General features: G+C 64.4%; 31 protein-coding genes. 4 read left to right on the top strand and 27 right to left on the bottom strand.

Annotation, left to right across the window (positions count from 1 at the left end):
• Nucleotides 1–22: 22 nt before the first annotated feature.
• From CLU86_RS22770 to CLU86_RS03015, 25 genes are all read right to left on the bottom strand, one after another.
• A complete protein-coding gene (locus tag CLU86_RS22770) occupies nt 23–187 on the bottom strand; it encodes a hypothetical protein (RefSeq protein WP_158236296.1) in 165 nt (54 codons plus the stop codon).
• Between the two features lie 54 nt (nt 188–241).
• Complete coding sequence (locus tag CLU86_RS03130) at nt 242–364, bottom strand: GpE family phage tail protein (protein ID WP_099740583.1); 123 nt, start codon at nt 362–364, stop codon at nt 242–244.
• Nucleotides 365–372: 8 nt separating this feature from the next.
• Nucleotides 373–735 carry a phage tail assembly protein gene (locus tag CLU86_RS03125; protein ID WP_099740582.1) on the bottom strand — a complete coding sequence of 121 codons (363 nt, stop codon included), beginning with the start codon at nt 733–735 and terminating at the stop codon, nt 373–375.
• A gap of 80 nt (nt 736–815) precedes the next feature.
• Complete coding sequence (locus tag CLU86_RS03120; RefSeq protein WP_099743242.1) at nt 816–1,325, bottom strand: phage major tail tube protein; 510 nt, start codon at nt 1,323–1,325, stop codon at nt 816–818.
• Between the two features lie 38 nt (nt 1,326–1,363).
• Complete coding sequence (locus CLU86_RS03115) at nt 1,364–2,557, bottom strand: phage tail sheath subtilisin-like domain-containing protein (protein WP_099740581.1); 1,194 nt, start codon at nt 2,555–2,557, stop codon at nt 1,364–1,366.
• 45 nt (nt 2,558–2,602) lie between these two features.
• A complete protein-coding gene (locus tag CLU86_RS03110; protein WP_099740580.1) occupies nt 2,603–3,052 on the bottom strand; it encodes a hypothetical protein in 450 nt (149 codons plus the stop codon).
• A gap of 1 nt (nt 3,053) precedes the next feature.
• Complete coding sequence (locus CLU86_RS03105) at nt 3,054–3,635, bottom strand: hypothetical protein (protein ID WP_099740579.1); 582 nt, start codon at nt 3,633–3,635, stop codon at nt 3,054–3,056.
• Nucleotides 3,632–4,066, bottom strand: coding sequence for an RHS repeat domain-containing protein (locus CLU86_RS03100; RefSeq protein ID WP_099740578.1), 435 nt, complete (start codon nt 4,064–4,066; stop codon nt 3,632–3,634). The genes CLU86_RS03105 and CLU86_RS03100 overlap by 4 nt, the downstream gene beginning before the upstream one ends.
• Before the next feature lie 9 nt (nt 4,067–4,075).
• A complete protein-coding gene (locus tag CLU86_RS03095; RefSeq protein WP_099740577.1) occupies nt 4,076–7,339 on the bottom strand; it encodes a DUF4815 domain-containing protein in 3,264 nt (1,087 codons plus the stop codon).
• Between the two features lie 8 nt (nt 7,340–7,347).
• Nucleotides 7,348–7,833 (bottom strand): hypothetical protein, encoded by a 486-nt coding sequence (locus CLU86_RS03090; protein WP_099740576.1) that lies wholly within the window; start codon nt 7,831–7,833, stop codon nt 7,348–7,350.
• Between the two features lie 3 nt (nt 7,834–7,836).
• Nucleotides 7,837–8,775, bottom strand: a complete 939-nt coding sequence (locus tag CLU86_RS03085; RefSeq protein WP_158236295.1) for a phage tail protein — start codon at nt 8,773–8,775, stop codon at nt 7,837–7,839.
• Nucleotides 8,772–9,617: a baseplate J/gp47 family protein gene (locus CLU86_RS03080; protein WP_099740574.1), complete on the bottom strand. Its 846-nt coding sequence runs from the start codon at nt 9,615–9,617 to the stop codon at nt 8,772–8,774. The genes CLU86_RS03085 and CLU86_RS03080 overlap by 4 nt, the downstream gene beginning before the upstream one ends.
• Nucleotides 9,614–9,967 (bottom strand): GPW/gp25 family protein, encoded by a 354-nt coding sequence (locus CLU86_RS03075; RefSeq protein ID WP_099740573.1) that lies wholly within the window; start codon nt 9,965–9,967, stop codon nt 9,614–9,616. Before CLU86_RS03075 ends, CLU86_RS03080 begins: the two co-directional genes overlap by 4 nt.
• Nucleotides 9,964–10,512, bottom strand: a complete 549-nt coding sequence (locus CLU86_RS03070; RefSeq protein ID WP_099740572.1) for a phage baseplate assembly protein V — start codon at nt 10,510–10,512, stop codon at nt 9,964–9,966. Before CLU86_RS03070 ends, CLU86_RS03075 begins: the two co-directional genes overlap by 4 nt.
• 82 nt (nt 10,513–10,594) lie before the next feature.
• Nucleotides 10,595–11,068 (bottom strand): phage virion morphogenesis protein, encoded by a 474-nt coding sequence (locus CLU86_RS03065; protein ID WP_099740571.1) that lies wholly within the window; start codon nt 11,066–11,068, stop codon nt 10,595–10,597.
• 3 nt (nt 11,069–11,071) lie between these two features.
• Nucleotides 11,072–11,566 carry a phage tail protein gene (locus CLU86_RS03060; RefSeq protein WP_099740570.1) on the bottom strand — a complete coding sequence of 165 codons (495 nt, stop codon included), beginning with the start codon at nt 11,564–11,566 and terminating at the stop codon, nt 11,072–11,074.
• Nucleotides 11,550–12,101: a DUF2514 family protein gene (locus tag CLU86_RS03055; RefSeq protein WP_099740569.1), complete on the bottom strand. Its 552-nt coding sequence runs from the start codon at nt 12,099–12,101 to the stop codon at nt 11,550–11,552. Before CLU86_RS03055 ends, CLU86_RS03060 begins: the two co-directional genes overlap by 17 nt.
• Nucleotides 12,098–12,310, bottom strand: coding sequence for a hypothetical protein (locus tag CLU86_RS03050; protein ID WP_143226643.1), 213 nt, complete (start codon nt 12,308–12,310; stop codon nt 12,098–12,100). The genes CLU86_RS03055 and CLU86_RS03050 overlap by 4 nt, the downstream gene beginning before the upstream one ends.
• Nucleotides 12,307–12,846: a lysozyme gene (locus CLU86_RS03045; RefSeq protein WP_099740567.1), complete on the bottom strand. Its 540-nt coding sequence runs from the start codon at nt 12,844–12,846 to the stop codon at nt 12,307–12,309. The genes CLU86_RS03050 and CLU86_RS03045 overlap by 4 nt, the downstream gene beginning before the upstream one ends.
• Nucleotides 12,846–13,055, bottom strand: coding sequence for a hypothetical protein (locus tag CLU86_RS03040; protein WP_099740566.1), 210 nt, complete (start codon nt 13,053–13,055; stop codon nt 12,846–12,848). Before CLU86_RS03040 ends, CLU86_RS03045 begins: the two co-directional genes overlap by 1 nt.
• A 2-nt stretch (nt 13,056–13,057) precedes the next feature.
• Complete coding sequence (locus tag CLU86_RS03035; RefSeq protein ID WP_099740565.1) at nt 13,058–13,267, bottom strand: tail protein X; 210 nt, start codon at nt 13,265–13,267, stop codon at nt 13,058–13,060.
• A complete protein-coding gene (locus CLU86_RS03030) occupies nt 13,267–13,749 on the bottom strand; it encodes a head completion/stabilization protein (RefSeq protein ID WP_099743241.1) in 483 nt (160 codons plus the stop codon). Before CLU86_RS03030 ends, CLU86_RS03035 begins: the two co-directional genes overlap by 1 nt.
• 144 nt (nt 13,750–13,893) lie before the next feature.
• Nucleotides 13,894–14,571, bottom strand: coding sequence for a phage terminase small subunit (gene gpM / locus CLU86_RS03025; RefSeq protein ID WP_233194758.1), 678 nt, complete (start codon nt 14,569–14,571; stop codon nt 13,894–13,896).
• A gap of 130 nt (nt 14,572–14,701) precedes the next feature.
• The gene (locus tag CLU86_RS03020) at nt 14,702–15,709 is read right to left on the bottom strand and encodes a phage major capsid protein, P2 family (protein ID WP_099740563.1); all 1,008 of its coding nucleotides are present in this window, start codon (nt 15,707–15,709) and stop codon (nt 14,702–14,704) included.
• Nucleotides 15,710–15,773: 64 nt separating this feature from the next.
• A complete protein-coding gene (locus tag CLU86_RS03015) occupies nt 15,774–16,607 on the bottom strand; it encodes a GPO family capsid scaffolding protein (RefSeq protein ID WP_099740562.1) in 834 nt (277 codons plus the stop codon).
• Between the two features lie 143 nt (nt 16,608–16,750).
• Between CLU86_RS03015 and CLU86_RS03010 the strand changes: the two genes are divergently transcribed.
• Together CLU86_RS03010 and CLU86_RS03005 are read left to right on the top strand one after the other, a co-directional pair.
• Entirely contained in the window at nt 16,751–18,652 is a 1,902-nt protein-coding gene (locus tag CLU86_RS03010; protein ID WP_099740561.1) for a terminase large subunit domain-containing protein, read from the top strand.
• A gap of 2 nt (nt 18,653–18,654) precedes the next feature.
• Nucleotides 18,655–19,719, top strand: coding sequence for a phage portal protein (locus tag CLU86_RS03005; protein WP_099740560.1), 1,065 nt, complete (start codon nt 18,655–18,657; stop codon nt 19,717–19,719).
• Nucleotides 19,720–19,775: 56 nt separating this feature from the next.
• On the opposite strand, the gene CLU86_RS03000 is transcribed toward CLU86_RS03005, so the two are convergent.
• Entirely contained in the window at nt 19,776–20,207 is a 432-nt protein-coding gene (locus tag CLU86_RS03000) for a hypothetical protein (protein ID WP_099740559.1), read from the bottom strand.
• Between the two features lie 1,062 nt (nt 20,208–21,269).
• On the opposite strand from CLU86_RS03000, the gene CLU86_RS22515 reads away from it, so the two are divergent.
• Together CLU86_RS22515 and CLU86_RS02990 are read left to right on the top strand one after the other, a co-directional pair.
• Nucleotides 21,270–21,884, top strand: a complete 615-nt coding sequence (locus tag CLU86_RS22515) for a hypothetical protein (RefSeq protein ID WP_143226642.1) — start codon at nt 21,270–21,272, stop codon at nt 21,882–21,884.
• Nucleotides 21,885–22,509: 625 nt separating this feature from the next.
• The gene (locus tag CLU86_RS02990; protein WP_369803802.1) at nt 22,510–23,280 is read left to right on the top strand and encodes an SDR family oxidoreductase; all 771 of its coding nucleotides are present in this window, start codon (nt 22,510–22,512) and stop codon (nt 23,278–23,280) included.
• Nucleotides 23,281–23,460: 180 nt separating this feature from the next.
• Here CLU86_RS02990 and CLU86_RS02985 read toward each other — a convergent pair whose 3' ends face one another.
• Complete coding sequence (locus CLU86_RS02985) at nt 23,461–24,522, bottom strand: alkene reductase (RefSeq protein ID WP_099740557.1); 1,062 nt, start codon at nt 24,520–24,522, stop codon at nt 23,461–23,463.
• Between the last annotated feature and the right edge of the window lie 21 nt (nt 24,523–24,543).

The following is a 24,543-nucleotide window of genomic DNA, read 5'->3' as shown; positions in this document are numbered from 1 at the left end:
GCGCCAATGGCTACGCGGCTATTCAGCTGGGAAAGTCTGCGCCCAGCAGCTGCCGGGCGTTGGCCAGGTCGGCCGCTTGTGCTTTGTCGCGCGCCAGCATCCACACGTACACGGGCAGCAGCAGCGCGCCCAGGGCCATGATGGCCAGTGCGCCGATCAGCAGGTACGACAGGGCTGTAAAGATCATGGTTCATTGTTGCATATCCCCCAAAAGGGCGGGGCGCACCAGGCGCCCCGCTGTTCATTCCTGGCCCCGTTGCTCGTAGCGTTCGCGGGCACGTTCGCGCCACTCCATCAGCTCGGTGACTGTCATCTCGGCCACATCGGCGGGCGTCCAGTGGAAGACCAGGGCCAGGTCGGCCACGGCGTCCTCTACTCGGTCACAAAGTCCCGCTTCGTTTCCTTCGTCAGCAAAAAACCCACCACCACCGTCCCCATGTTCACCAGGTCGGCGGGGTCCAGCGTGGCCATGTCTTGCTTGTGCAGGATGGGGTTGGTGATGCGGGGCAGCACGGTTTGCAGCGCGTCCACCTTCATCTGCAGCAGCTCGGCCAGGGACACGCCGCGCAGCTCGCCCGCGTTGGGCTTGCGCAGGGTCACCTCGGTGATGAACCCGTTGCCGCGCTTGACGGGGGTATCCAGCGTCACGGTGTTGGGGTCGCGATGGGCCACGGCTTCGGCCACTGCAGCGGCTTCGGTGGATGTGATGGCGGTGGTGGGTTGATTCGTTTGCATGGTTCAGGTCTCGGTCTTCAAAGGCAATGAGGGAGGGCGGCCGCTGGGGCCGCTGTGGGATGGCTGGTGTTGCCGGGCGATCAGATGCCCAGGGCCTGGCGCACTTCGGCCAATCGGTCTACGCCGTCCACCATCTCGATCAGGTTCACGGGGTCGATCTCCAGCAGCGTGGTGCCGTTCATCGTCAGCTTGTAGTAGCTGATGGCGCTCTTGATCTTGATTTCTGTGTTGTCCCCGGCCTTGGACTTGCCGGGGTCGATTTCAGCGTGACGGCCGCGCACCACCACTTCCAGCGTGTCCACGCTTTCGGAGTCGTCAGCCTGCAGCGCGCCCGCAAAGCGCAGCAACACACCGTCGTGGCGCAGCGTGCCCCAGGCGGTGAACAGTTCCTTCATGTAGCCAGCGGCGGTCCATTCCATTTCCATGGCTTCCATGCCGAAGTCCAGCTTGATGGTGCCGCTCATGCCGCCGGATCGGTAATCCTCCATCTTGCGCGACAGCTTGGGCAGGTTGACTTCGGGCACTTCGCCCACGTGGGCCACGCCGTTGTTGAACAGCGCAAAGTTTTTCAGTTTGCGGGGCAATCCCATGTTGATCTCCAATAGTTAACGGGTGGGGCGGGTGGCGCTTACTGGGTGGTGCCCACGCGCAAGGCGAAGTCAGCGAAGTAGCGGTCGGTGATGCGCTGGCGGAATCCCAGATCCTCCAGGGGCGGCACGGGCGTGTAGTCGTAGTCCAGCACCAGCTTGCCGATCTTCAAGGTGGCGGTTTCGTTCACGTCTTCGCTGTACCAGGCCTTGCCGTCGAGGATGTGGCCCAGCGCTTTCAGCTCGCGGAACTTGGCGTTGATGCCTTCGAGGATGTCTTTGATGAGGCCGGGCGTCAGCGGCTTGTCTGCGGCCCACATGTGGCCCTCGGCCATGGTGTCCGCGATCACCTGGGCGGTGCGGGTGGCGGTCTCAAAATAGAACTGGCCGTCCTTCTCTGCCGTGCGGTTGCCCCAGAAGCGGTAGCCGGTGGACTGGATCAGCGTGGTGACGTGGGCTTCGTTCAGGATGCCCGCGTCAGTGTCTGGGCTCTGCAAGTCCCAGAACACATCCTTGCTTGCGCCCACCACGCCGTTGATGGTCACATTCGACAGGCTCTTGTGCCAGCCCTGCTCGGTGTCGATGCGCGCGCGCAGGCCCATGGCGTAGGCGGCGGCGGGCACTTCCACCACGCCCGCGCCGTTCACGTCCAGCGCTTTCCAGTTGGGCCACAGCAGCATCAGCTCGCGGGCGCCGAACTTGTCGCGGTAGGCCACGGCCTGGCTGATGTTGTCACCCTTGGCCCCTGCGTACACGAACGCGCGCAGCTTCTGCGCCACCGCCACCAGGGCCGTGGTGACGGCTTCGGTGTCCAGGCCTGGGGCGCCCAGAATGCGCGGCTTCACGCCCAGGTGCTGCTGCGCTGCCAGCAAGGCCTGCATGCCGGTGTAGTGGCTGCCCGCGGTGGTGCCGATCACATTGGCAGACTGGTCTTCTTCTTTGGCCTGTTCATCGGCGCCAATGCCTTCATTCACGCGAACGACAACAACAACAGGCCGGGCTTGGTCTTTGATGGCGGTCAGTGCGCGGGCCAGCGTGCCCTGGGTGCCTGCCTTGCCGATGGCGGCGTCGATCTTGGTGAACAGCACCGCCTTGTTCAGCGGGAAGGCTGCTTCGTCGGCATCGGGGGCGGTTGCGATCAGGCCGATGATGGACGTGGAAGGCACGCGCAGGGTTTGCACGCCGTCGTTGATTTCGGTGACGCGCACGCCGTGGTGAAAGCTGGCAAGGGACATGTATGGCTCCAGTGGTTGGGTGATGGGTGGTGGGTTGGTGGTGGCTCAGGGCAGCTCTTTGGGCTCGATGGGGGCGTCGAGGATGGCCAGCGCCCGGCCAGGCTGCAGCAGCCCGGCCGCCTCCAGCGCTTGCACGCCTGTGCGGGTTTCGTCGTCGGCCAGGTCGATGTGCTGGGCCGCGTTCACTTTGGACAGGTAGCGGCGCACCGTCGCGGCTTCCCGTGTGGCGCCGATGGATGCCAGATCAATGTCGATGGCCTCGGCGTCGGTGAAACGGGACAGGAAAGCCTTGCGCGAAACGTTGCGCTCTGTGGTTTCTGCCGGTGGTGGGCCGGGCTCAAAAGCTTGAGCCGCAGGGTTCCAGCGTTGGCCGATCAATGAGGCATCTAACGATTCGATGGGCACCATGTCGGGCGCCTCAATCTCTGCGGCTACTTGCGTGACAGCAAAAACGATAGAGGCAGCGCTCACCTGGGCGTAGTAATGGGCTTGCATTTCAATATTCCTCGATCAGTTCCCAGGACACAGACTCCGCATAGGGCCCGATGCCGCTCACAAAGTAGAAGCCCTCCACCTTGATCGTGGTGGCGTTGACAAACGCAAGGCTGGCTTTTGAATAGACGGCGTTGTCAGCATTCCAGGCGAAGCTAGAAAGCAGGCTCAGGCGAGACTTGGCAAGGTTCACGGCTGCAATGGTCACGTTGATGGACGTGGCGCCGCCAGTCACTGTGGTAACCCCGCGCTGAATGCTCTTTATCCCCCTGGGCGTGGCGTTGATCGTGTCCGCGGTGCCTTTGACATTGGCCAGCGTGACCGCCAATGCATCGGCCACCGCCTTGACGTTGGCAACGCTGGTGCCCAGGGCGGCCAGCGTGGTGTCCACGGTCTTGGACCAGGGCTCCCAGTTGGCTGCGTCGGCGCTTGGGTCGGTGTCGCCTGCGCCTGCCACCTTGCGCACGTAGCGCTGCAAATTGACCAGGCTGCGCACTTCCCAGCCCTTGAGGTAGGTGCGGCCAGATACCCACGGTGGTGGTCCACCGCGCTGCAGTTCGGCCAGGATGACTGGGTCGAGGTTCATGGGGTGCTCTCCACTGCCGTGGCACCGCTGGCGCGGCCCTGGGCGTCGTAGTTGAATGTTTCGGTGCGTACCAGGCCACCGGCCACCGGGTAGGCCACGGTGGCCACGCGGCCCTGCGCGTCGTAGGTGTAAGTGGTGACACGGGCCACCCCGCCCACGGTGGCGGTGGCTGTGGCCACGCGCCCCTGGGCGTCGTAGCCATACACCACGGCGCTGGGGCGGGCTGCGGCGTACTCCAGCAGCGCAGCGCGGGCGGCCAGGGCGTCGTCGCGGCTGTCCATGTCCAGCCCCAGCAGCTGCATGGCGGTGTCGATCAGCTCAAACGCGGCCCGGATACGCGGCACGTCGTCTTCTTGGTAGTTGGCGATGTGCGGCAGTGGCAGCGCCAGTGCGGCGGTGCGTTCGTCAATGGGTTGTCCCAGCAATGTCATGGCTCCCCCTTACAAAACGACAACCCGCAGGTTGCCCACGTAGGGGCGCGCGGTGGTGCTGCCGGTGAGCGTGAGGCGCACGCGCAAGCCGGTGGCGGCGGCAAAGCCGGTCAGCTCGTGCGTAATCTCGCGCACGCCTGCGGTGTTGGTGCTGGCGCTCAGGTAGGGCACGGGCACCCAGGGGGCGCCCGCTGCGTTGGCCTGGGCATGCACTTGCACGGACGAACCGCCGGGAATGTCGCCCTCGTACACCGCCAGCACCCGGTTGTTGCCCGAGGCGGCCACGGTGCGGGTGATGTAGTTGGCGCTGGGCTCGATCTTGGCGGCGATCAGCTGCACGCCTGGCCCCAGGATGGCGGCGGCCGTGGCGTCGCCGGTGATGCGGGCGCGCACCTTGACCTGGCCGGTGAACGGCGCGGCCAACCAGATCACCTGGCCATCCGTGAGGCGCACCACCTCGCTGTTGAGCGCGGGCGGGAACTCCAGATCGAACGTGAGGTTTGCAGCAGCGGAGGGCCGCTCGGCAAAGCCCAGGATCATCAGGTCGGTGGCGTCCACCAGATCAGCGGTGCCCAGGTCGATCACCCGCTCGGTTTCGGTGTACTGCGCTGCCAAAAGGCGGAACGTCAGGTCGCGGTCTTGGTGCGCGGTCCAGGTGCTGGCGTTGGACGACGACAGCAGCACACCCACTTGGTAGGGCTGGCTGGTCACATAGCCCTGGGTAGGGTCTTGCTTGCCCAGCTCGGCCACGGCCAGCGCCGTGGTGGCGTCGTCGCACAGCACCACCACGGCGTATTCCCGCTTGGCCTGCAGCATCGCCGGAACCCACGTCACGCGGGTGAACTGGCCCAGCTGGATGGCGTCCAGCGGCACGCGCTGCTCCACCACGACGGTGGACGTGGGCACGCCGTTGCTGGTTTCACGAATCTGCACCACCACCGGGCCGCCCTTGGCGGTGAACCACAGGTCAATGCCAGCGGTTTGCGTGGCTACGTCCAGTACAAAGGTTTGCGCCAGCGGGTCGTAGTAGCCCTCGTACAGCCATTTGCTGCACTGGCTGCTGTTTTGTGGTGTGGAGCTGCCAGCCCCGGCAGGCCCGAACACAGCGCCGCCGCTGCCCGTATTCGTCACGGGCAGGTCGTATTGCACCCACTGTTCGGTGCGCACGCTTTGCTGGGTGCGCAGTACGGCCGTGCCCTGGCCCATGAAGGTCTGGCTGCCGGTGCTGCCCAGGGTGCCGGTGAACAGCACGGTTTTGGTGCCCGCCGTGACGTTCTCGGGGATGGTGAAGGTGCCCGACAGCTCGCCCGTGGGGGTGCCTTGCAGGGTGCCGCCTGGCAGCGCCTGGCCAGGCACCGCGATGCCGTCGAACGTGATGGCGCCCAGCGGCTCACCCGGCCCCCAGCCCTTGAGGTCAAACCGCACGGGGATGGGGCGCAGGTATTCCAGCGCGCTGGTGGTTTCCGACAGCGTGCGGGTGGTGTTGGTCACGCCCGTGATGTTCTGAATGGCGCCCGAGCCGGTGTACAGCCGCTCGGTGATGGCGCTGGCCCAGGTGGTCTTGGTCTCGGTCCAGCGGTCCACGTTGGGCGTGAGCGTGACGGCGGCCGGGATGGGGTCAAACGCTTGGTAAGGGTTGACCAGCATGGAGCCCGTGCGCATGGACTGCGCCAGCACCACACGGTAGCCATGGGCGGGGGCCTGGCGCTCGCTGATGTTCTTGCCCAGCTGGTGCACGGTGGGCGTGAGGGGCAGTTGCAAGGCGCCTTTGACGATGGCGGCCGTTTGGGCCAGGCCTGCGTCGCGCTGGTTGTCGCTCAGGAACGGGTCGGCAAAGATGCCTTTTTTGACGCCGGAATCCATGCCCTGGGCGTTCAAGGCCAGGCGCAGCTCGGCCAGGTCCATCATCACCGCGTCCACGCGCTTGCGCTCGCCCACCAGCTCATGCATGGGGACCGTTTTCACGGCGTCTTGCACCACGCGGCGGGTGTCGTCCCAGCTTTGGTAGATGCTGGCCAGGTGCAGCATGTCGTCGGGCACCACCGGGGCGGTGGGCGTCCAGGCGCTCGATGTACCGCGCAGCCATTCAAACCCGCCCTCGCTGGTCATGCACAGGCGATCAATGCGGCGCAGCTGCTGCTCGTAACTCACCAGTGTGGTGGAACCCACCACCGCGCCCGTGACGGTGAAGCCGCGCGGGTCCACATCGGTGGGCGCAACGTTGGCGATTTCGATGAAGGTCACGTCATAGCTGGAGCCGGGCGCAACCTCGGCACCGGCCGGGCTCCAGTCCACCTGGCTCGCCGTCAGCTTGAAGTCGGTGCCCTGGGTGTAGGTGGTGCCGCCTTGCTTGACCTTCTCCAGCTGGACCACGCTGGCGCTGGGCAATGGATCAGACGCGCCACCATAGCCGCCATGCACCAGCGTGACGGTGCGGCGGGCCGTGATGCGCACCTGAGGCACGCCCTTGCATGGGGGGCGGCCAATGTTGATGCGCTGCGCCCCTTCGGTGGTGGACAGGTGGGGTTCACTGTCAATTGTCAGCAGGTCGGGGCCGGTGGCGTACACCAGGCGGCGCGATGCCTGCAGCTCGATGCCCACGCCACGCACGCGGGCGCGCCCCTCGGTGACGGTGTACACCTGCTCGCCGCTGGCCAGGTCGGCGGCCATGGCCACTTCCAGGCCTTGCACAACGTAGCTGCCCCCGGTGCTGTCGATGTCGTACTGCTGCAGGGCGCGAGAAACCGCGTCAATGTTGGGCGGCGCTTCTTTGGCGCGCACGTAGCCGTTCTCCACCACCCACACGGGGTAGAAGTCCCCGGCCTTGCCGTCGCCAGCTGTGCCCCACAGCGGGTCGATGACGTAACGGGCGGCGCCAGGTTCTTGGTAGCTTGGCGTGCCAGCGGCGGGGTTCAGCAGCGTGGGGTCTTCCAGCTCGGTGACAAGGCGCGACTGCAGGTACACGCCCACATGCACCACGCCCACCACAGGCACGGCAAAGGATGCCGGGGGCACGCCGCGCAGCGCACCGGCCAGCCAGATGGCGCCGTCCTCGGCCACGGTCTCGCCGGTGGTGGGGTTGACGATGATGCGGGCGCCGCGCAGCACGTCGCCGTTTTTGAACAAGGAATCGCCCAGGCCGCGCAGGCGATGGGCAAAGAGGGATTGCACTTCGTTCAGCTCGGCAGACTGCAGCACGCGGTCTTGCCGGAAGGCGATGGAATCGACATTCTTTGCGCTGTCGAAACGGTTGCGAATGGCAGTTGTGTTCATGGCTTCAATCAGAAGGGCAGCACGTACTCTTGGACCTGGCGCACCGCGCCGTTGCGGGTGAACTTGGGCAGGCGCTCCAGCGTGTAGAGGTCGCCAGGCGTGGCCACCTGGGCGGCGGTGAAGTAGCGCTGGCCAGCGGGCAGGCCTGCCGCTGTGGTGCCCCCCACAAAAATGCCCAGCTCGCGCACGGTCTCGCCCTCTGCGTCGGCGTAGTCGTACGTCCAGCGCACATGCAGCCACTTCGAGGGCTGTGCGGTGGGCGAATAGCGGCTACCGTCTGGCAGCTCGATCTCGCCCGCAGGGTTGGGCACCACGTACTGCACCGCCGTAGCCAGGCGCCGGCCGATTTCGTCCACCAGCGCGGTGGCGTTGGTGGGCTCGGGCTCGGGCGCGGCATCCCACGCGGGCAGGCCCCGGCCCCAGGCCAGGTACAGCGACTGGCTGGCGATGGCTCGGGCCAGCGCGGTGCGGCCTTGGTTCTGCAAAACTGCCATGGTTCAGGTTTCCTCGGATTGAATGAGTAGGAAGGCTTGGCGCCACGGGCTACCCCACGGGCCGCCCCAGCGGCGCGGTGGGCTGATGGGCTCGGGCGCGGTGGAAATGTGGGCAGCAGCCCCGGCCGCCACGGGGTCAGGCGCCACCCAGGGGGCCACGCTGGCGCGGGCCTCGGCCGTGGCCAGGGCGCCGCCGCCTGGGGTGTGGGCCGTGGTGGTGCTGCGAAACAGCTCCATCACGCCACCCGACACGCCCATGAGGACGTGCGAATCCAGGCGCCAGGCGTCAAGCACGGGCATGTCGTCGTAGCGGATCAGGCCCACGCGCTGCTGCGTGGAAATCGCGGGCAGCGCACCGGCAGGCGCTGCGGGCAAGGTGGCCCCGCTGCGCTCCCCGAAGGACAGCTTCACGCCATCCGGCCCCATCACGCCGGAATCGCCGTCCAGCATCCCGGTGTCAAGCGGCGGGGCACGGTCCAGCACGATGCGGCGCACATCGTTCAGGGGGTTGAACACCCGGTAGAAGTGCACATGGGCAGGCAGGCTGGCGCGCACCACATGGGCCACGCGGGCCATTTCTTCGGCGGTGGCGGGGCGGCCCAGGTTGATGTGCAGGTAGGCGCCGTCTTCGTCCACCTTGGACCCGGCAAAGCCCACCCAGCCCAGGGCGCGCACCACGCTGGCGGCGGTGCCGCGCGTGAACAGCCATTGCAGGCCCTGCTCGATCAGCTCGGCCGTGGTGGGGAAGTACGGCGCGAACTGGGCCAGCTCGTACTCGGCGGCCAGCCAGGGCGCGAACTGCTCGGGCTCGCCCAGGCTGGGCACGGTGAAGGCAGCGGCCAGGGCATCCCACTGGGGGAAGGTCTGGTCGAGGGCGCGCTCCAGCTCTGTGGACTGGGGCGGCAGCAGGGTGCGGCGCGGGGCCAGGGTGGTGGCGGTCACACCAGGCCCCCATCGATCAGCTGCAGGGTGCCTAGCGTGGGGTATTCGTCGGCGGCCAGCGTCGTCAGTTCTGCCGGTGCGTCGGCATTGGGGTAGCGCACGGCGGCCACGCCAGCCACATGCAGCTGCGTGGTAATCCACGAACGGGGCACGCCCCGGCCCAGGCGGGCATAGGTGGCCATGGCCTTGGGCAGCGCGGCCTGCAGCTGCGTCAGCAGGTTGACCGGCGCGCCCGCCTCGCGGGTGATGGTGGCGGTGATGTGGATGGCGCGGGGCCGGGCCAGGGCCACGGACACCGGCACGCCCAGGGGGCGCGCATCCTCGGCATTGAGCGCTGCCAGCACCGTGGCCTGGGTGGCGGCGGCCTGGGCCAGATCGTGCAGCCACAGCAGTACCTGCACGCGGCCGGGCGCTGGTTGCACGGCGGTGGCGTCGTACACGTTCTGGTCGGCCGTCATGGCCACCAGCTCGTAATGCTCGCGGGTGCCGTTGCCTGCCAGCGCGCGGATGCGCAGTTGAATGCGCACGCGGTAGCGTTCATCGGTTTCGCTAGGCAGGCGGGGCACGCCATAGAACGCGCCTTTGTGGTCGAGGTCTGAGCCGGTGGCGTAGGCCAGCAGGTAGGCTCGGGCCGCATCGTTCACCCGTTGGCGGTAGACCAGCTCGCGCATGGCGTGCGCCTCCAGCAGCTTGGCCAGGGGTTCAGACTCCAGCGCGATGACACTGGCCGCGACAGGGTAGCGCGCGATCAGGTCCGCGCGGTGGCTGGCCAGGATTGTTTCAAAGTCCAGGGTCTCCACCACGTTGGGGGCGGGCAGCTGGGTCAGGTCTTGCGTTGTCATGCTGTGCGCCCCGCGATTTGTAGAGACAGCGCCAGCTGCTCGGCCCGGCTGTATTCGTTGAGGTACACGCCCTCGATGGTCAGCACCACGGCGCCGGGCTGGGCGGCATCACGGGCAGTGGCCACGCGCGACAGGCGCAGGCGCGGTTCCCAGCGCATCAGCGCCCCGGCCACGGCAGAGAACAGCCGCACCTGGGTGGTTTCGTTGTCGGGCTGGTCGATCAGCTCGGGCACCAGGGAGCCGTAGTCGCGGCGCATGACGCGCGAACCCACGGGGGTGGTGAGGATGTCGGCCACGGACTGGCGCAGGTGCTCCAGCCCGGTGACGGCGCGGCCGGTGTTGCGGTTCATACAGGCGCCCCCGACGTGTCGGTGCCCCTGCGCACTTCGCCGTGGACGTGCTGCACCAGACTGACGTGGCCACCACCCACCAGGTCGGGCACCACCGTGGCGCCCTCGGGGGTGAGCGTCAGTACCGTGTTGCCCACTTTGAATGAGATGGAGCCCACGCACTCGATGACCAGATGGCCGCCGTTGCTGTCATGGCTCATGTGGTCGGTTTCGCTCCAGTCGGTGCGGCACTCGGTTTCGCTCTCGCTGCCCTGGGGGGCCTTGTCGCTGGGGATGCCTGGCATGGCCACGGCATTCATGAGGTCGCCACCAGGGGCCAGCAGCAGGCACTGCTCGCCAATCTCAGGCGGCCACCACTGGCGGCGCTTTTTACCGGCACGGCCCGCCATCCAGGGCACCCAGTTGGTGAGCAAGTCACCCGTGCGAATGCGGCAGCGCGCGGGCTTGCCGTGGCGCACTTGCTCCACCGTTCCGGCGCGCAGAAGGTTCTCTAAGCGGCGCAGGATTTCGAGTGGCGATTCGGACTGATTGACGGGGCGATCCATGCATTTGATGGTGCCCGCGCGCGCGTGGAAAAGCACGCAGCCATCGCTGTGGCTGCGCTATGCACACTGCCTGCGCCCTGCCCTACTGACCTTTGCCAGCCATGTGAGACAACACCAGATCGCGCACGCGCTCCACCTGGGAGTCGGTGATGCCCAGCAGCTCGCGCACGGGGTAGCGGTAGGTCGGCCCGCCGGGCTTCACGCGGTCCTCCAGCCCGAACTGGTGCACGCGGGCGATGCGCTCGGCCCGGCCTGCAAACGCCACCATGGCTTCGGATGGGGTGGCCTGGGCCTTGAGGTGCTTTGCAGCGCGCAGGCGCACGAACATAGCCTGGGCTTTGGCCTTTTGCCTGATGCGGCCGCGTTCGTCGCGCAGCTTGTTCTTTCTGGGCTCCCACGCGCTGCCATCGGGCGCGGTCTGCGCTCGCATGGTCTCGGCATTGGCGGCGCGCAGGTCGCGCGCTACGGCGCGGGCCAGGCCCCGGCGCTCGGCTGGACTCAGCCGCGCCAGCAGGGGCGCAACCCAATCTTCCAGCCGCTGCAGATCGTCGTCCATGGCTTACCTGGGGTCGTGGTCCCACTCGGCCAGCTTCTCGCCCCGCAGCCACAGGGACCAGTGCTCGGGCTTGTCGAGGTGCGCGGGGTGCGGTGGCTCGGGAACGTGGTGCAGCTCCAGCGCGCCGGGCTCGGCGTTGGGCCTGGGGCGCACCAGCACGCGCTCGGTGAGGTCGATCTCTAGCGCCAGGTCGATGCTTTGGGCGGTGAGGTATTCCACATCAAAGCGCAGCGCCTGCTTGGCGCGCTCGGGGTTGTCGAACAGCTCGGGCTGGTTACGGGAAATCCACGCAAGCACCGGCACCACGATGGCGTCAGCGTGCCCGGCGTAGTCCAGCACGATCACCTGCAGCGTGTACGCGTACTCAAACGACAAGCTGCCCGTGCCTGTGGTCTGTGTGCGCCCACCACGGGCCACCACGATCAGGTTGTGCGGGTTGGCGGCCAGTGATGGCACGGCCGTCGTGAGGTGGGCGCGCAGGCTACCGGGCTTGAGCATGGGGGGCGGCTTCGTTCAAGGTGTCGCGGGCTGCATCGTGGGCGCGCTCGCAGGCGGTGCCACGGGCACGGGCGGTGTCAGCGATTGCCGCCAGCTCTCCCGCTCGCTGGTCAGCGCGTCGGAACAGGTCGGCAAGCAGATCAAGGGCGGGGGCGTCTGGCGCGCACTGGCTGGCAGCGGCGGCAGCTGGGGCCCGCTCACGGTGGGCGGTGATGTAGTCGGTAAGGTCGCGGCGCAACCGCTGGCCAGCAGCAACAGCGCGATCAGCGCCAGCAGTAGCAGCGGCAAGGGTGGCCTGTGTCTCGCGCTCGATCTTGTCGTGTGCATTGCGCAGTTCCTTTTCTTTGGCTCGGTAGGTTTCGGACTGTTCGCGCGCCTTGCGCTCTGCAGTTGCGGCGGCAGCGTTGAACACGCCCACCGCCCTGGCGTGGTCGCGCTGGGCATTGGCCAGCCGCACGGATTGCACCGCCAGCAGGACGCCCAGGGCGATGGCTGCAAGCTGCCAGGCGTAGGCTTTAAGTTGGCCGAAGGTCACCGCCCGCCCCGCTTGCGCCGGATGAGCGCGACGATGCAAACGAGCACCAGCACGATGGTCACGCCCAGCACCGCCCAGCCTTCGGGATTGATGAGCAGCCACAACATTGCCTCAGCAATGGGCGGCAGGTAGAAGCCGCTGGCCTGCGCTTTCAGGGGCATGCAGGCGATGAGCACCAGCGCGGCGCTGGTCAATGGAAGGTGTTTCACGGTTGCAGCTCCATGCAGTCGCGGTTTCGTTTCTGCTGGCGTGTCCACACGCCTTTGCAGCCTTTCCGCCCCCAATTGACAGGTTCGCGGCAATCGCGCTTGGCCTGGTAGCGCCAATGCAGCAGAGCCTGGCAGGCGCCCACGTGGTCGCCGCGCAGTAGCGATGTGCGGGGAGATTGCGGCTTGTGCCAGTTGCCTATGCCGAACTGGCCCACCCAGTCCATGTACAGGTCGAACTCGCCCTGGTACAGCAGCACACCGGGCAGGCTGGCCTTAAAGCGCTGCTCGGCCTGATCGTTCAGGTTGCGCGCCAGCTGGTCGGCCCGCTGGCGGGTGATGGGCGGGTCGGCCATCGTGACGGGCGTGCCGTCTTCGTAGCGGGTGGAGCCGTGGCCAATGGTGGGCACGTCGCCAGCGGTGGGGATGACTGGCCCTGCGGTGAATCCCTCGCTCGCCTGCCAGGTGGCGTAGCCGGTGGCCGACATGGTGAGAAAGGCCACCGCCACCCGCGCAACTGTTTGCCGTGTCGTGGTCATCACAGCCCCCGGGCTGCGCGCTCGGCGCGTTCGTTGCGCCACTTCCACAGCAGGTAGGCCAGCTGCGCGCCCACGTAGAGGATGGTCAGGGCGGTGAGGGTGTGGCTCAGCGTCCACCCGTTGGCCACTTGGTGGGCCACCACGGCAACGGGTGGCGATGCCTTGGCGCTTTCCACCGCGATGGCTTTTGCAATGCTTTCTTTGTCCATGGTCAGTCCCACAGCTGGATGGTTTTGATGGTCTTTTGTGCGGCGGTGATGGCGGGCAGCTCCACCACCGTGCCAACAGGCAGGTGGGGGCCTTTGGCCGCCAGGCCGGGATTCATGGCCAGGGTGGCCTCAACAACCCCAGCGGTTTGGCCCAGGGTGCGCATGCACAGGGCGTCCACGGTTTCGTGGTCGTTGGCGATCACGCTGGGCATCAGATCAGCTCCACGGTGGTGCGGGGGATGGCCAGCAGATCAGACAAGGCCCAGCGCATGGTGCGGCGGTGTTCCTCGATCTTGGCTTCGATCTTCTCGCGCACGCGCTCGGCCTTGCCGTCGCCCGAGGGCGTGGTGTCAATGTCGCGGTAGGCCTCGGCCATGTCGGCCTGCACGTGGGCATACACGGCGCGCAGGTAGCGCGCCACGTTGGCGCTGGTGCCGTCCAGCTGCTCGCAGGGCACGGCGGCCAGGCTGGCGTGCCCCTGGGCTTCGTGCTGGACGCGAAAGGCCCGCAGCTCGCCGTTCACCGTGTCCAGCGCATGGAGCAGCGCATGGCGCAGGCGGTTGGGCGTTACCGTGCCGTCGAGCAGGCAGACTTTGCGCAGGTCGGGCAATGAGACAGCCGGAAACCAGGGGTGGTTTTGTACCGGCTGCTCTGCGCCAATGACGGGCGGGTTGGCTGTGGCGATGAACGACATGGTGCACTTTGCTTGGTGGATGGTGTGAGGTGTGGCGGTGGCCCAGGGCATTGCAGGGGTGCACGGGTGTGCGCCTGTCTGCCCTGGGGCCGCCACGGGTGCGGGGTACGCCCGGGTTACAGCGGCTGGGTTACTTCGCCTGGCTTACTTGGTCTTTGGGGCCAGGCGGCGCTCCAGCCGCTCAATGTCTTTTTTCACACCGGCTCGGGTGTCCAGCTCCATGGCGCGCTGCAGCAGGGGCAGTGCTTCCTTGCACGCTTTGAGGGTGCGGGTAGCCATGTCCACATCGTGGCTGCCGGTCTTGCCCAGCACCGCCCAGCCTGCGGCCTTGTACAGCTTGCTTTTGGCTTGGTCGGGCGTGTCAGCCTGGTCGGTCAGCGCCATGGCCTTGGCTGCCACCTGCAGCGCATCGGCGCCGCTCAGCTTGCCCGCCAGGATGGCTTCGGCCACTTCGTCCTGCACGATGGTGGGCAGATTGCGGTTGTACTGGTCTGGCGGCTTGATGCCGCTGGCCAGCGCGTACTCTGCAATCTCCAGCGCGCGGGCGTAGTTGCCTGCGTCGATATGCCACACCAGCACGGTGGCCAGTACATCGTCCTGCGTGCCTGGCCGGGCCTGCAGAACACCGTCCACGTAGGCGTCGTATTCGGGCAGCATCGCGCCCTTGGCCTCGATCTTCTTTTCCACGCTGTGCATGTCTTTCAGGCGCAGGCGGTGCTGGTGCAGTTGGGCCAGCTGCAGTTCGTAGGCGGTGCCTACGGTCTGGCCGTGGGCGTTGTCGGCTTCGCGTTGCGCGGCCTGTTGCGATGCAAGGCTGTGCATGCGGTGCCGCTGGGCTGGTGTCTGTCGCATTGCTGGTGTTTCCCGTGCTTCTTGTCGGTGCTGTGGCGGTAGGCTTGCAAATAGCGGCTCCCTTTTTTAAGAGCAGCTATTTGCGGCCAGCTGCTGTGCGTCAGTCCTGCAGCTCGATGTTTTCGATCAGGCAGGCTTTGCCCAGGTCTTCCACCACAAAGGCATCGTTGCTGCTCTCGAATGTCTCGATGCGGTCGCGCTTGGGGTTGTCGATGACTGCACGGCGGCGGCTGCCGTCCTGGTAGTAGATGGACAGGTTTTTCAGGCTGGTGATGAGGATGGCGTTGGGCTTCATGTAAGGCACGGTGATGCCCGGCTTGCCCCCCAGACGGCGCTGGCTTCGCACGATGTCAGCGGCCAGCATTTCGGTGGGGGCGGTCTGGCCGTCCACAAGCGGGAACAGCTTGTCGTGCATGAGGCCGCGGCCGACGATGGCCACGAGGTCGCCCGCTTCGGCGTGCCAGGCGTCCAGCAGCGATTCGGTGGCGTCGTACACGAGGCCGTCCAGCGTCTTGTAGTCGCCAGTGGCGCCCACTACCACCTTGCCCGCCGCGGCGCCGTGGTCCATGACGCGCTCTGGTGCGTTTTCGCGCAGGTATTGCAGCCAGCCCTTGTTCACATCCTGCAGCAGCGGATTCGTGACGCGGTTGGTATTGGCCGCCGCGCTGGTGCCGTTGAAGCCGGTCATGATGCGGTCCAGCGCACACTGCTGCTGGATGGCGCGCGACAGGCGCAGCTGGAAGTCGGGGAACTTGGCCCACATGTCCAGGGTGGCGTAGCGCACGTGCGTGTCGTAGTTGGTTTGCACGCATTGGTAGCCCTGGCCGCCCAGCGAGGCAGCGTCGCGCGTGACGCGATCACCTGCAGTGGTGTCGGTGCGGCTGGCCACTGGGCCATCGGTGCCGATGCCGATCTTCTGGCCCTGCATTTCGTCCACCGGGTAGATGCCAATCGATTTCAGGAACTCGCTACTTTCCTGAATGCGGCTTTCCAGCTTCTGCTGCACGGTGGGCGTGACTGTGAACATTTGCGCGGCAGACTCCACGCCGTTGAGCGTTGCGAGCTGGGAGAGGTAGGCGGAAAAGTGCTTACGTGTTTGGTTCTTCATGGTCTGTCCCTTGGGTTCGTTTGTGGTCTGCGGTGTCGTGTGTTGAGCGCGTGGTGGTTCTGGCTCAGCAGTCGGCCAGCACGGCGCCTTCGGTGCCGGTGGCTTCTGGGCGCCCGGTGGTGCTGCCGTCTTGCACGCTGAGCTTCACGGTCAGTTCGTTGAACTGCTTTGCCAGCGCAGAGAACTCGCCCGCCAGCTTCTCGCGGGCGGCCTTTTCGGCGGCCAGTTCTTTGGACTGGTGTTGAATGGCGGCATCAGCCGCGCCCAGCACTTCCAGCGTTTTGGCAGCGAAAGCCTCGGTGGTTTCTGGTGTGTGCCTGGGCGCGGTGATGCCGCGCAAACTTTCCAGCATGCTGCTGAATGCCTTGACCATCTGGCCCGCGAGGCTGCCGCTGTCTGGGTCGGTGTCCGAGCCAGCCTCCATGTCCAGAGTCGTTTCCATGAACTCGCTGGTGAGCTTGTTGTCTGCACCCTTCGCGGAGAACTTGAGCATTTCAGTGCCAAGGCTGCCCGGTTCGTCGGTCACGGCCAAGCCCGTCACGTAGGCTTCGCCCGACTCCGCGAAATTGGGCACCAGCTCGATGCTGGTGAACATCTTCTTGCCGTTCTTGTTGAGGTTCAGCAGACCTGCAAGCGGCTTCAGCTGGGCAAACAAGGCCATCTTTCCGGCCAGCTTGCCGGTCTTGATTTCTTCCGCCTTCAACGCGATCACGTCGCCTTGCGCAGAAAAGGGGCTGTCAGCAAGCGCGCTGCGCATGTGCTCAACCCACACGCGGGCACCGTACACCTCGGGGTCATAGTTGGCTGCGGCCTGCTTCAGCCATTCACGCTGGATGTTTCGCCCGTCGATGGTCGGGCCTTCGACGGCTACGCGGTAGAACTTGGACGGTGCTGGCATGGTGCGGCTTTCGTGCGGTGAGTTGATCTACCGCCTATGTTCTGCATGCCTTGCACTTGCCGCAATTTGTGCGCGCTGTGGCTGCGCGAGTCACATATTGCCGTTGCTGCGTTCCGCGCGCGCGCGGCAGACACTGGCAGCCCATGACAAGCGAAACCGCCACCAAACCAGCCACCACAGCCAAGCCAAAGCGCCCGGTCAGCGCCGTGCACAACACGGGAAGCGCTGCACAGAAGGCCATCACCAGCCGCGCCAAGGCCATCTTCAAAGACGTTCAGCCGGGCGGCGAAACCAGCCCGGTAGACGGCGGTGCAGGTGTGCGCCGTGAAGCGCGTGCATTGTTCTGGATGGGCTGGAAGCTGTCGCACATCGCGGAGCACCTGGGGGTGCCCCGGGGCACTTTGCACGGCTGGTGCAAGGCGGAAAAGTGGCAGGACGCACCAGCGGCGCAGCGCGTGGAGTACGCGCTGGAGGCGCGGCTTTCAACGCTGATAGCGAAGGACGTAAAGACGGGCGGCGACTTCAAGGAAATTGACCTGCTGGGCCGCCAGCTGGAACGCCTGGCCCGCATCGGCAAGTACGAACGCACGGGGCGCGAAGCCGATCTGAACCCGGCCATTGATGCGCGCAACGCCGGGCCAAAGAAGGCACGCGGCAAAAACCACCTGCCAGAGGAACAGGTGGAGCAGCTGAAAAGCGCTTTCCTTGATTCGCTGTTCAAGTACCAGCTGGGCTGGTGGCAAAGCAGCCAGCAACGCACGCGGGCCATTCTCAAAAGCCGCCAGATCGGCGCCACCTGGTACTTTGCGCGCGAGGCTTTGATAGATGCGCTGGAGACTGGTCGCAACCAGATTTTCCTGTCTGCCAGCAAGGCCCAGGCCCACATCTTCAAGCAGTACATCTGCGCGTTCGTGCATGAAGTCACGGGGGTGGAGTTGAAGGGCGACCCCATCGTGCTGGCCAACGGTGCCACGCTGTATTTCCTGGGCAGCAACGCACGCACCGCTCAGGGCTATCACGGCAATTTCTACTTTGATGAGTTCTTTTGGACTCAGGACTTTGAGCGCCTTAACAAGGTGGCCAGTGGCATGGCCATGCACAAGAAATGGCGCAAGACCTACTTCAGCACGCCTAGCAGCATTCAGCACGCGGCGTACGCGTTCTGGTCCGGCCTGCGGGTCAAGAAGAAGTCCAGGATTGAAGTGGACTTGACCCACGCTCGCCTGGCTGGTGGCTTCACTGGTGAAGACCGGGTGTGGCGCAACATCGTCACGATCATGGATGCGCTCGCGGGCGGCTGTGACCTGTTCGACCTAGAAGAACTCAAGCTGGAATATTCCGATGCGGAGTTTGCCAACCTGCTGATGTGCGGGTTTGTCGATGATTCGTTCTCGGTGTTCCCGCTTTCGATGCTGCAGGGCTGCATGGTGGACAGCTGGGAGCTGTGGAGCGACTTCAAGCCGTTTAGCCAGAGGCCCTACGGATGGTTGCCGGTGTGGGTGGGATATGACCCGAGCCACACGGGTGACGCTGCCGGGCTGGTGGTGGTTGCACTTCCCACGAAGCCGGGCGGCGTGCTGCGCGTGCTGCACGCAGAGCAGTTCAAGGGCATGGACTTTGAAGCCCAGGCCAAGGCCATCAAGACCATCACCGAACGCTACAACGTGGCTGGCATGACGGTGGACACCACCGGCATCGGGCAAGGCGTCTATCAGCTGGTGCAGAAGTTCTACCCCGCCGTGCGCGGCATCAACTACAGCGTGGACAGCAAGACGATGCTGGTGCTGAAGGCGCAACAGGTCATCAATGCGGGCAGGCTTGAGTTCGACGCGGGCAACAAGGAGCTGGCAGCCAGCTTCATGGCCATCAAACGCGAGATGACGGCCAGCGGGCGGAACGTGACCTACGCAGCAGGACGCAGCGAGCAGACGGGCCACTCTGATCTGGCCTGGGCAACGATGAACGCTATCAGCCACGAGCCCTTGGAGACAGGCACCGACCTGGCCACACCACAGGGCCAATCCTTCCTCGAAATTTCTGACTGACCATGACTAAAAGACACAGCCGCGTGCCAGCACGGGCACAACAGACAGCAACGCCAGCGACAGCACCAACCACAGCGCCGCCGCAGGCACAGGCATTCAGCTTCGATCTGGGCGAGCCCGAGCCGGTGATCGGTGGGCGCTCAGCCCTACTGGAGTACGCCGAATGCCTGCAGTGTGGCGACTGGTACGAGCCGCCTGTCAGCCTGGCCGCGCTGGCACGCCTGCTGCGCGTGGGCGCGCACCACGAATCCGCGCTGCGCTTCAAGATCAATGTTCTGTCCAGCACCTTCATCCCATCGCAGGCACTGAGCGCCGAAGCCTTCAGCGGCTTCGCGCTGGATTACATGGTGCTGGGCAATGCCTACCTGGAGCGCCGTCGCAACCGGCTGGGCGATCTGCTGGAACTGCGCCACGCGCTGGGCAAGTACACCCGCAGGGGCATCGAGGCTGGCCGCTTCTTTTTCATCACAGACATTCAGGCGCCACACGAATTCCCGCGCCACGATGTTTTCCAGCTGCGCGAGCAGGACATTCACCAGGAAATCTACGGGCTGCCGCCCTACCTGGGCGCCCTGCAGTCAGCCATGCTGAACGAGTCGGCAACGCTGTTCCGCCGCCGCTACTACAACAACGGTAGCCACGCGGGCTTCATCCTCTACGTGACCGATGCGGCACAGTCCCAGGGCGATGTGGACAAGATGCGCGAGCAGTTGACAAAGACCAAGGGCGGCGGCAACTTCAAGAACCTTTTCTACTACGCGCCCAACGGCAGGAAAGAAGGCATCCAGCTGATCCCCATCAGCGAGGTGGCCGCCAAGGACGACTTCCTGAACATCAAGAACGCCAGCCGCGACGATGTGCTGGCCGCCCACCGCGTGCCGCCCCAGCTGATGGGCATGCTGCCCAACAACGTGGGAGGCTTTGGGGATGTGGAAAAGGCGGCCATGGTGTTTGCCCGCAATGAAATCGCGCCGCTGCAGGCGCGCATGGCGCACGCAATCAACACCTGGGCCGGTGGTACGGTATGCGCGTTCAAGCCGTATCTCTTACAGGACACACCTTCCTGAAGTCGGGCAGCCAGCAACGATACGTGGCGCATGCAACCTCTCTCACGAGAGACTCATCAGCGCCAAGCAGACCGCGCAGCGTTAAAGGCAGCGAAGGCAATCGCGACCAGGCCCATGTTCACGATCACTACGGTGCCAATAAAGTCCAGAAGCAGGGTCGGACGATGCCGAAACATGACCCCAAAAGCCGCGAATGTTGCACGCCGTGGACTCATGCCACCGGCACGTTGACGCCTGGCGAAGCGTGCATACAGCCCCAGATTCTCAAGAATTGCATCGAGAAACTGATTGGTGTTGGCCAGAAATGCCAAACAGAACAGCCCCGCGCAGAGAAAAAACGCAAGGGTTGGAAGCCAGTTCGAAAAATCAAATCGACTGAAATCCAGATTGGCCCACAGCAACAGCGCTGTTGTAGCCAATAGAACCTGAGGGGTCAGGTTCCTCAAGAACTCAAGTAGAGGCCGTTGGCCTTCGTTAAAGATCAGCACAGTTAGTGTGTGTGACGATGACTTAGACAGTGTACCTGTCCGGTTAGGCGCCAAAGACCCCGCAGCCCCCTACTCCGATAGCTTCAGATGGGGTGCCGGTTGTCCCACGCCCCACACCCAGCCAAACACCCCACCCCAACCGCCCAGTGCCCCGCACGCTTACCCCGCGGCGCGCCGTCGAGACCCCGCCGCGCCCGCCCGCTTGATGTGTCGCTTTTGTCGAGGGTGCCGATTCGTATGTAGGCAAACGCTGGTCAGGCCTACCCGGAGGGCGGACTCGGGCGTTAGCTGTCGGGAAATGTTGGGAATTCACCGCAATGCTTGCTGTTCGCGGTGGTTCATCCGAACGGATGAACTCAGCCAACAACACTTTGCCCACATCAAATTCAAGCGGTGCTCCTCTACGTTGATTTGAGGCGACCTGCGCGGCATTCTGTGTAGGTCGCCTCTAACAACATGTTAGGGGTATTGTGCTTCGGGAATACTGCATAGCAAAGCAAAGTACTGAGCACGAGTTGATCCGAGAAGTTGGACAGTAGGCTGCGCGTTCAGCAATGTTTGCACGGCCTCAGCGGGCGAAAGTGCAGAAGTGAACGGGACCGGTTTGGTTGCGAATGAAACCTTCCCAGACTTCTCGGACGTGTCCAATATTTGGCGGACTTCCAAATACCGCGGACGGCGTGCCGCCGTCAGAAACATCCCGTCAAAAACGATGTAAACATCATCGATTCCGGGAATGGAGTACTTGGCCAATGCTGCGAGTAAGGGCAGATTGTTTTCGGAACCGTCTGTTTGGCTAAAGTCAGCGGTAGGCGTGCCCGGTGAACAAAACAGCGTAACGGCAGAGCACGCGGGATCATTGATCAGGCCGAGAAGAGTGGACTCGTTCCTACTTGTATTTCCATTCTGATATCTCGTGGCGAGCATGTAGATTCCTGATTAGATGTTGGCGAAAAAAGCGGAAAACACGGTGTGAATAACCCTGCGCGTGGGGTTGCGCACTGCTCAGTTTATCCCGACAGTTTTCAGTCCAATTTAGGTTGAATGCAATAGGAGAACTTTGTGGGCTTTCATATCTCTTGGTTGGCAGTGCGCGGCAAGCCTCCGGAAGCGGTTCGTTCCGAACTTGCACTCATTGAAACAGAAGATCGCGGTCCAGTTCCGGAGTCTGAAGTAGACGCTGTTCTGCTCTCTTCTGGCTGGTATCTTGTGCATTTCAATGATCCTCAGCCTCATGAGCTTTCAAACTCTTCGCTAGAACGGCTATCGGTGCTGGCCGATGTAGTCACTTGCGTTGCAGAGGAAGCCGCAATGGTTTCAATGGCAAGTTACTTCAGCAACGGAGTGAAGAAATGGGCTGTAGTGCATGACTCCGACCTAGGGGCAGAGCATCTTGAAACCGAGGGTGAGCTCCCTGAACAATTTGGCGCTATTCGAGATCGTTTGCTAGCGCAATTAGCAGCTGACCCACAACCGTGCGACTACATTTTTGAAGTGCCAACCGAGTTGGCGCAGAGCATTACAGGTTTCAAGCACGATCAGTTTAGAGACGACGAGGAGAGCAATCCATTTACGGTCCTTGCCCGCAAAATCCCGGCGAGCACTCCTACCCGTGCTCAAATTCCAAGTGCCCGACCAGTGAAGGCAATTCAAAAGCCTTGGTGGCAGTTTTGGTGAGAGTCATCCAAAAGCCCGCTCAAGCAGAGGGCTTCAGCCTATTAGTTTGAACATTGAGCACCCGCATTCAACTGCAGTAACAGAACGATCTTGGCCTGATGCGGCACTTCGGCGACGAATTGCGAGGTATCAAACAAACAACACATGCCTATTTCCACGCTGAATTTTTTGGCCTACAGATTGGCCTACAGACAGATGAAACCCCTCTAGAACGCCCGAATCTTCTAGCATCCAAGCTCTCACAGTCTCCGCCAGTATGTAAAAAGCACCCGGCACGAGGTGCTTTTTTTGTCTTCGGCGGTCTTTGCTACCGCATGAGTGACCACTGCGACTCCCCTCGCCCCGCTGGCACGGGATGCCAGTTTGATTCGGCAGGATGTTCACTTCTGCTGCCAGGCTGGCAGTACACCGCACCGCCTTGTTGCTACGTCTGCCCAGGCACCTTGCGCAATCCGCATGCACCCCACCCCTGCGTCATAAGCAATCGCTGCTGCGGGGTATTTCAACGAGCGACCGGCAAAACCGGCCACCGTGCTAGAAGGTGAGCCCCCGGGCCCATTGCCCGGCCCGGCGATGGCGTGCGTGTGCGCTCCGCCTACATGAACATCTGAAACAGGAGATCGATGTGCAAGCGAGTACAAAAAAGGTGGCCGTCATTACCGGCGCGGGATCGGGTGTTGGCAAGGCTGTGGCGCTGGCGCTGATCAGCGACGGGTACCACGCCGTTCTGGCAGGGCGCCGCGCCGCCATGCTCGAGGAGGTGCGAGCCCAGGCGGACGCATTGCACGGTGCGGCAGACCGCGTTCTGTGTGTGCCCACCGACGTGGGCGACGCGGCAGCGGTGGAGGCGCTGTTTGCCCAAGCGGTTTCGCAGTTTGGGCGCGTCGATGTGCTGTTCAACAATGCGGGCCGGGGCAACCCGCCTGGTGATTTCACCGATTGGACGGCCGAGCAATGGCGGGAGGTGGTGGACGTTAACCTCAACGGCATGTTTTTCTGCATGCAGCAAGCGTTTCGCGTGATGCGTGCGCAGACGCCGCAAGGTGGGCGCATCATCAACAACGGCTCTATATCTGCCCACGCGCCGCGCCCCAACTCCATCGCCTACACGGCGACCAAGCATGCCGTGATGGGATTGACCAAAACCGGTGCCCTGGATGGCCGCAAGTACAACATTGCCGTGGGGCAGATCGATATTGGCAACGCTTTGACCGAGCTGGCCTCGCGCATGGGCAAAGGCGTGCCACAGGCCAACGGCGAGATCGCGGTGGAGCCGCTGATCGATGTGGCCATCGTGGGTGAGTCGGTGCGCTACATGGCCAGCCTGCCTCTGGAGGCCAACGTGCTCTTTCACACCGTGATGGCCACCAAGATGCCTTTCGTCGGGCGGGGCTGACGCACAACGCGCAGCCCACTGCTGGGGCGCATGGCCTGCAAGTACCGGTTCAAACACGGACCGCACACTCGCCATGCACCGCCTCGCCGCCCCGACCACCTCCCTGCCGCTTTGCGCCGTTGCGACGCCGCAAGCAAGTCGGATGGGAGCGGTATACAGCGGTGCGTGGCGATGGCCGCCTCAGCCGGCCATCGTGGGGTAGTCGGTGTAGCCCACGGGGCCGGGAGAGTAGAACGTGTTGGGGTTGGGCGCGTTCAGTGCCGCGCCTGCCTTGATACGCTCTGGCAGATCAGGGTTGGCCAAGAAGCTGGTGCCAAAGGCTACCGCATCCAGCTTGCCGTTGGCGATGGCCTGCTCGGCTTCTTCTGCGGTGTAGCCCATGTTGCCGACCAGCACCCCGTGGTACTTGGCACGCGCCACCGAGAGCACATCACCGTGCTGGGCCTGCAGAAAATCTGCGCGCATCACATGCAGATAGGCCAGCTTGTAGGCATTGAGCTTTTCGGCCAGGAAGCCAATCAGGGCCAGCGGGTCGCTGTCTTTCATGCTGTTGTAGCTGTTCAGGGGCGACAGGCGCAGGCCCACGCGGTCGCTGCCGATAGCGGCGGTCACGGCGGTCAGCACTTCAAACAGGAAACGTGCGCGGTTTTCCATGGTGCCGCCGTAGCCGTCGGTGCGGTCGTTCGCGCCATCGCGCAAAAACTGGTCGATCAGGTAGCCGTTGGCTCCGTGCACTTCCACGCCATCGAAGCCTGCGGCAATCGCGTTTTTGGCACCCTGGACAAAGGCGGCCACGATGGCCGGAATTTCAGCTTCTGTCAGCACATGGGCTGCGACGTGAGGCACCTTGCCCGTGGGCGTGTGGATGTCACCTTCCACCGGCGTGGCAGTGGACGACACGGTGGGCGCGCCCCCGTTGATGGCGGGATGGGCAGCCCGGCCCGCGTGCCAGATTTGCATGAAGATGCGGCCACCCTTGGCGTGCACGGCCGAGGTCACTTGCTTCCAGGCGGCGACCTGCTCGTCGGAGTAAATGCCTGGCTCGGCGATGAATGCGGAGGTGTTGGGCGCCACCATGGTGCATTCGGTGATCAGCAGGCCCCCGCTGGCGCGCTGGGCGTAGTACTCGGCCATCATGGCGTTGGGCATGTGGCCGGCATCTGCGCGTGCGCGCGTCAGGGGGGCCATCAGGATGCGGTTGGGAAGTGTCAGGGCGCCGGCTTGCAGGGGGTTAAATAGCATGGGATGGATCGCGGTCAGGGT

The sequence above is a fragment of the Acidovorax sp. 62 genome (assembly GCF_002754495.1).
Lineage (GTDB): Bacteria > Pseudomonadota > Gammaproteobacteria > Burkholderiales > Burkholderiaceae_C > Acidovorax.
The sequence above is the reverse complement of the archived record's forward strand: the minus strand, read 5'-3'. Positions and strand labels throughout refer to the sequence as shown.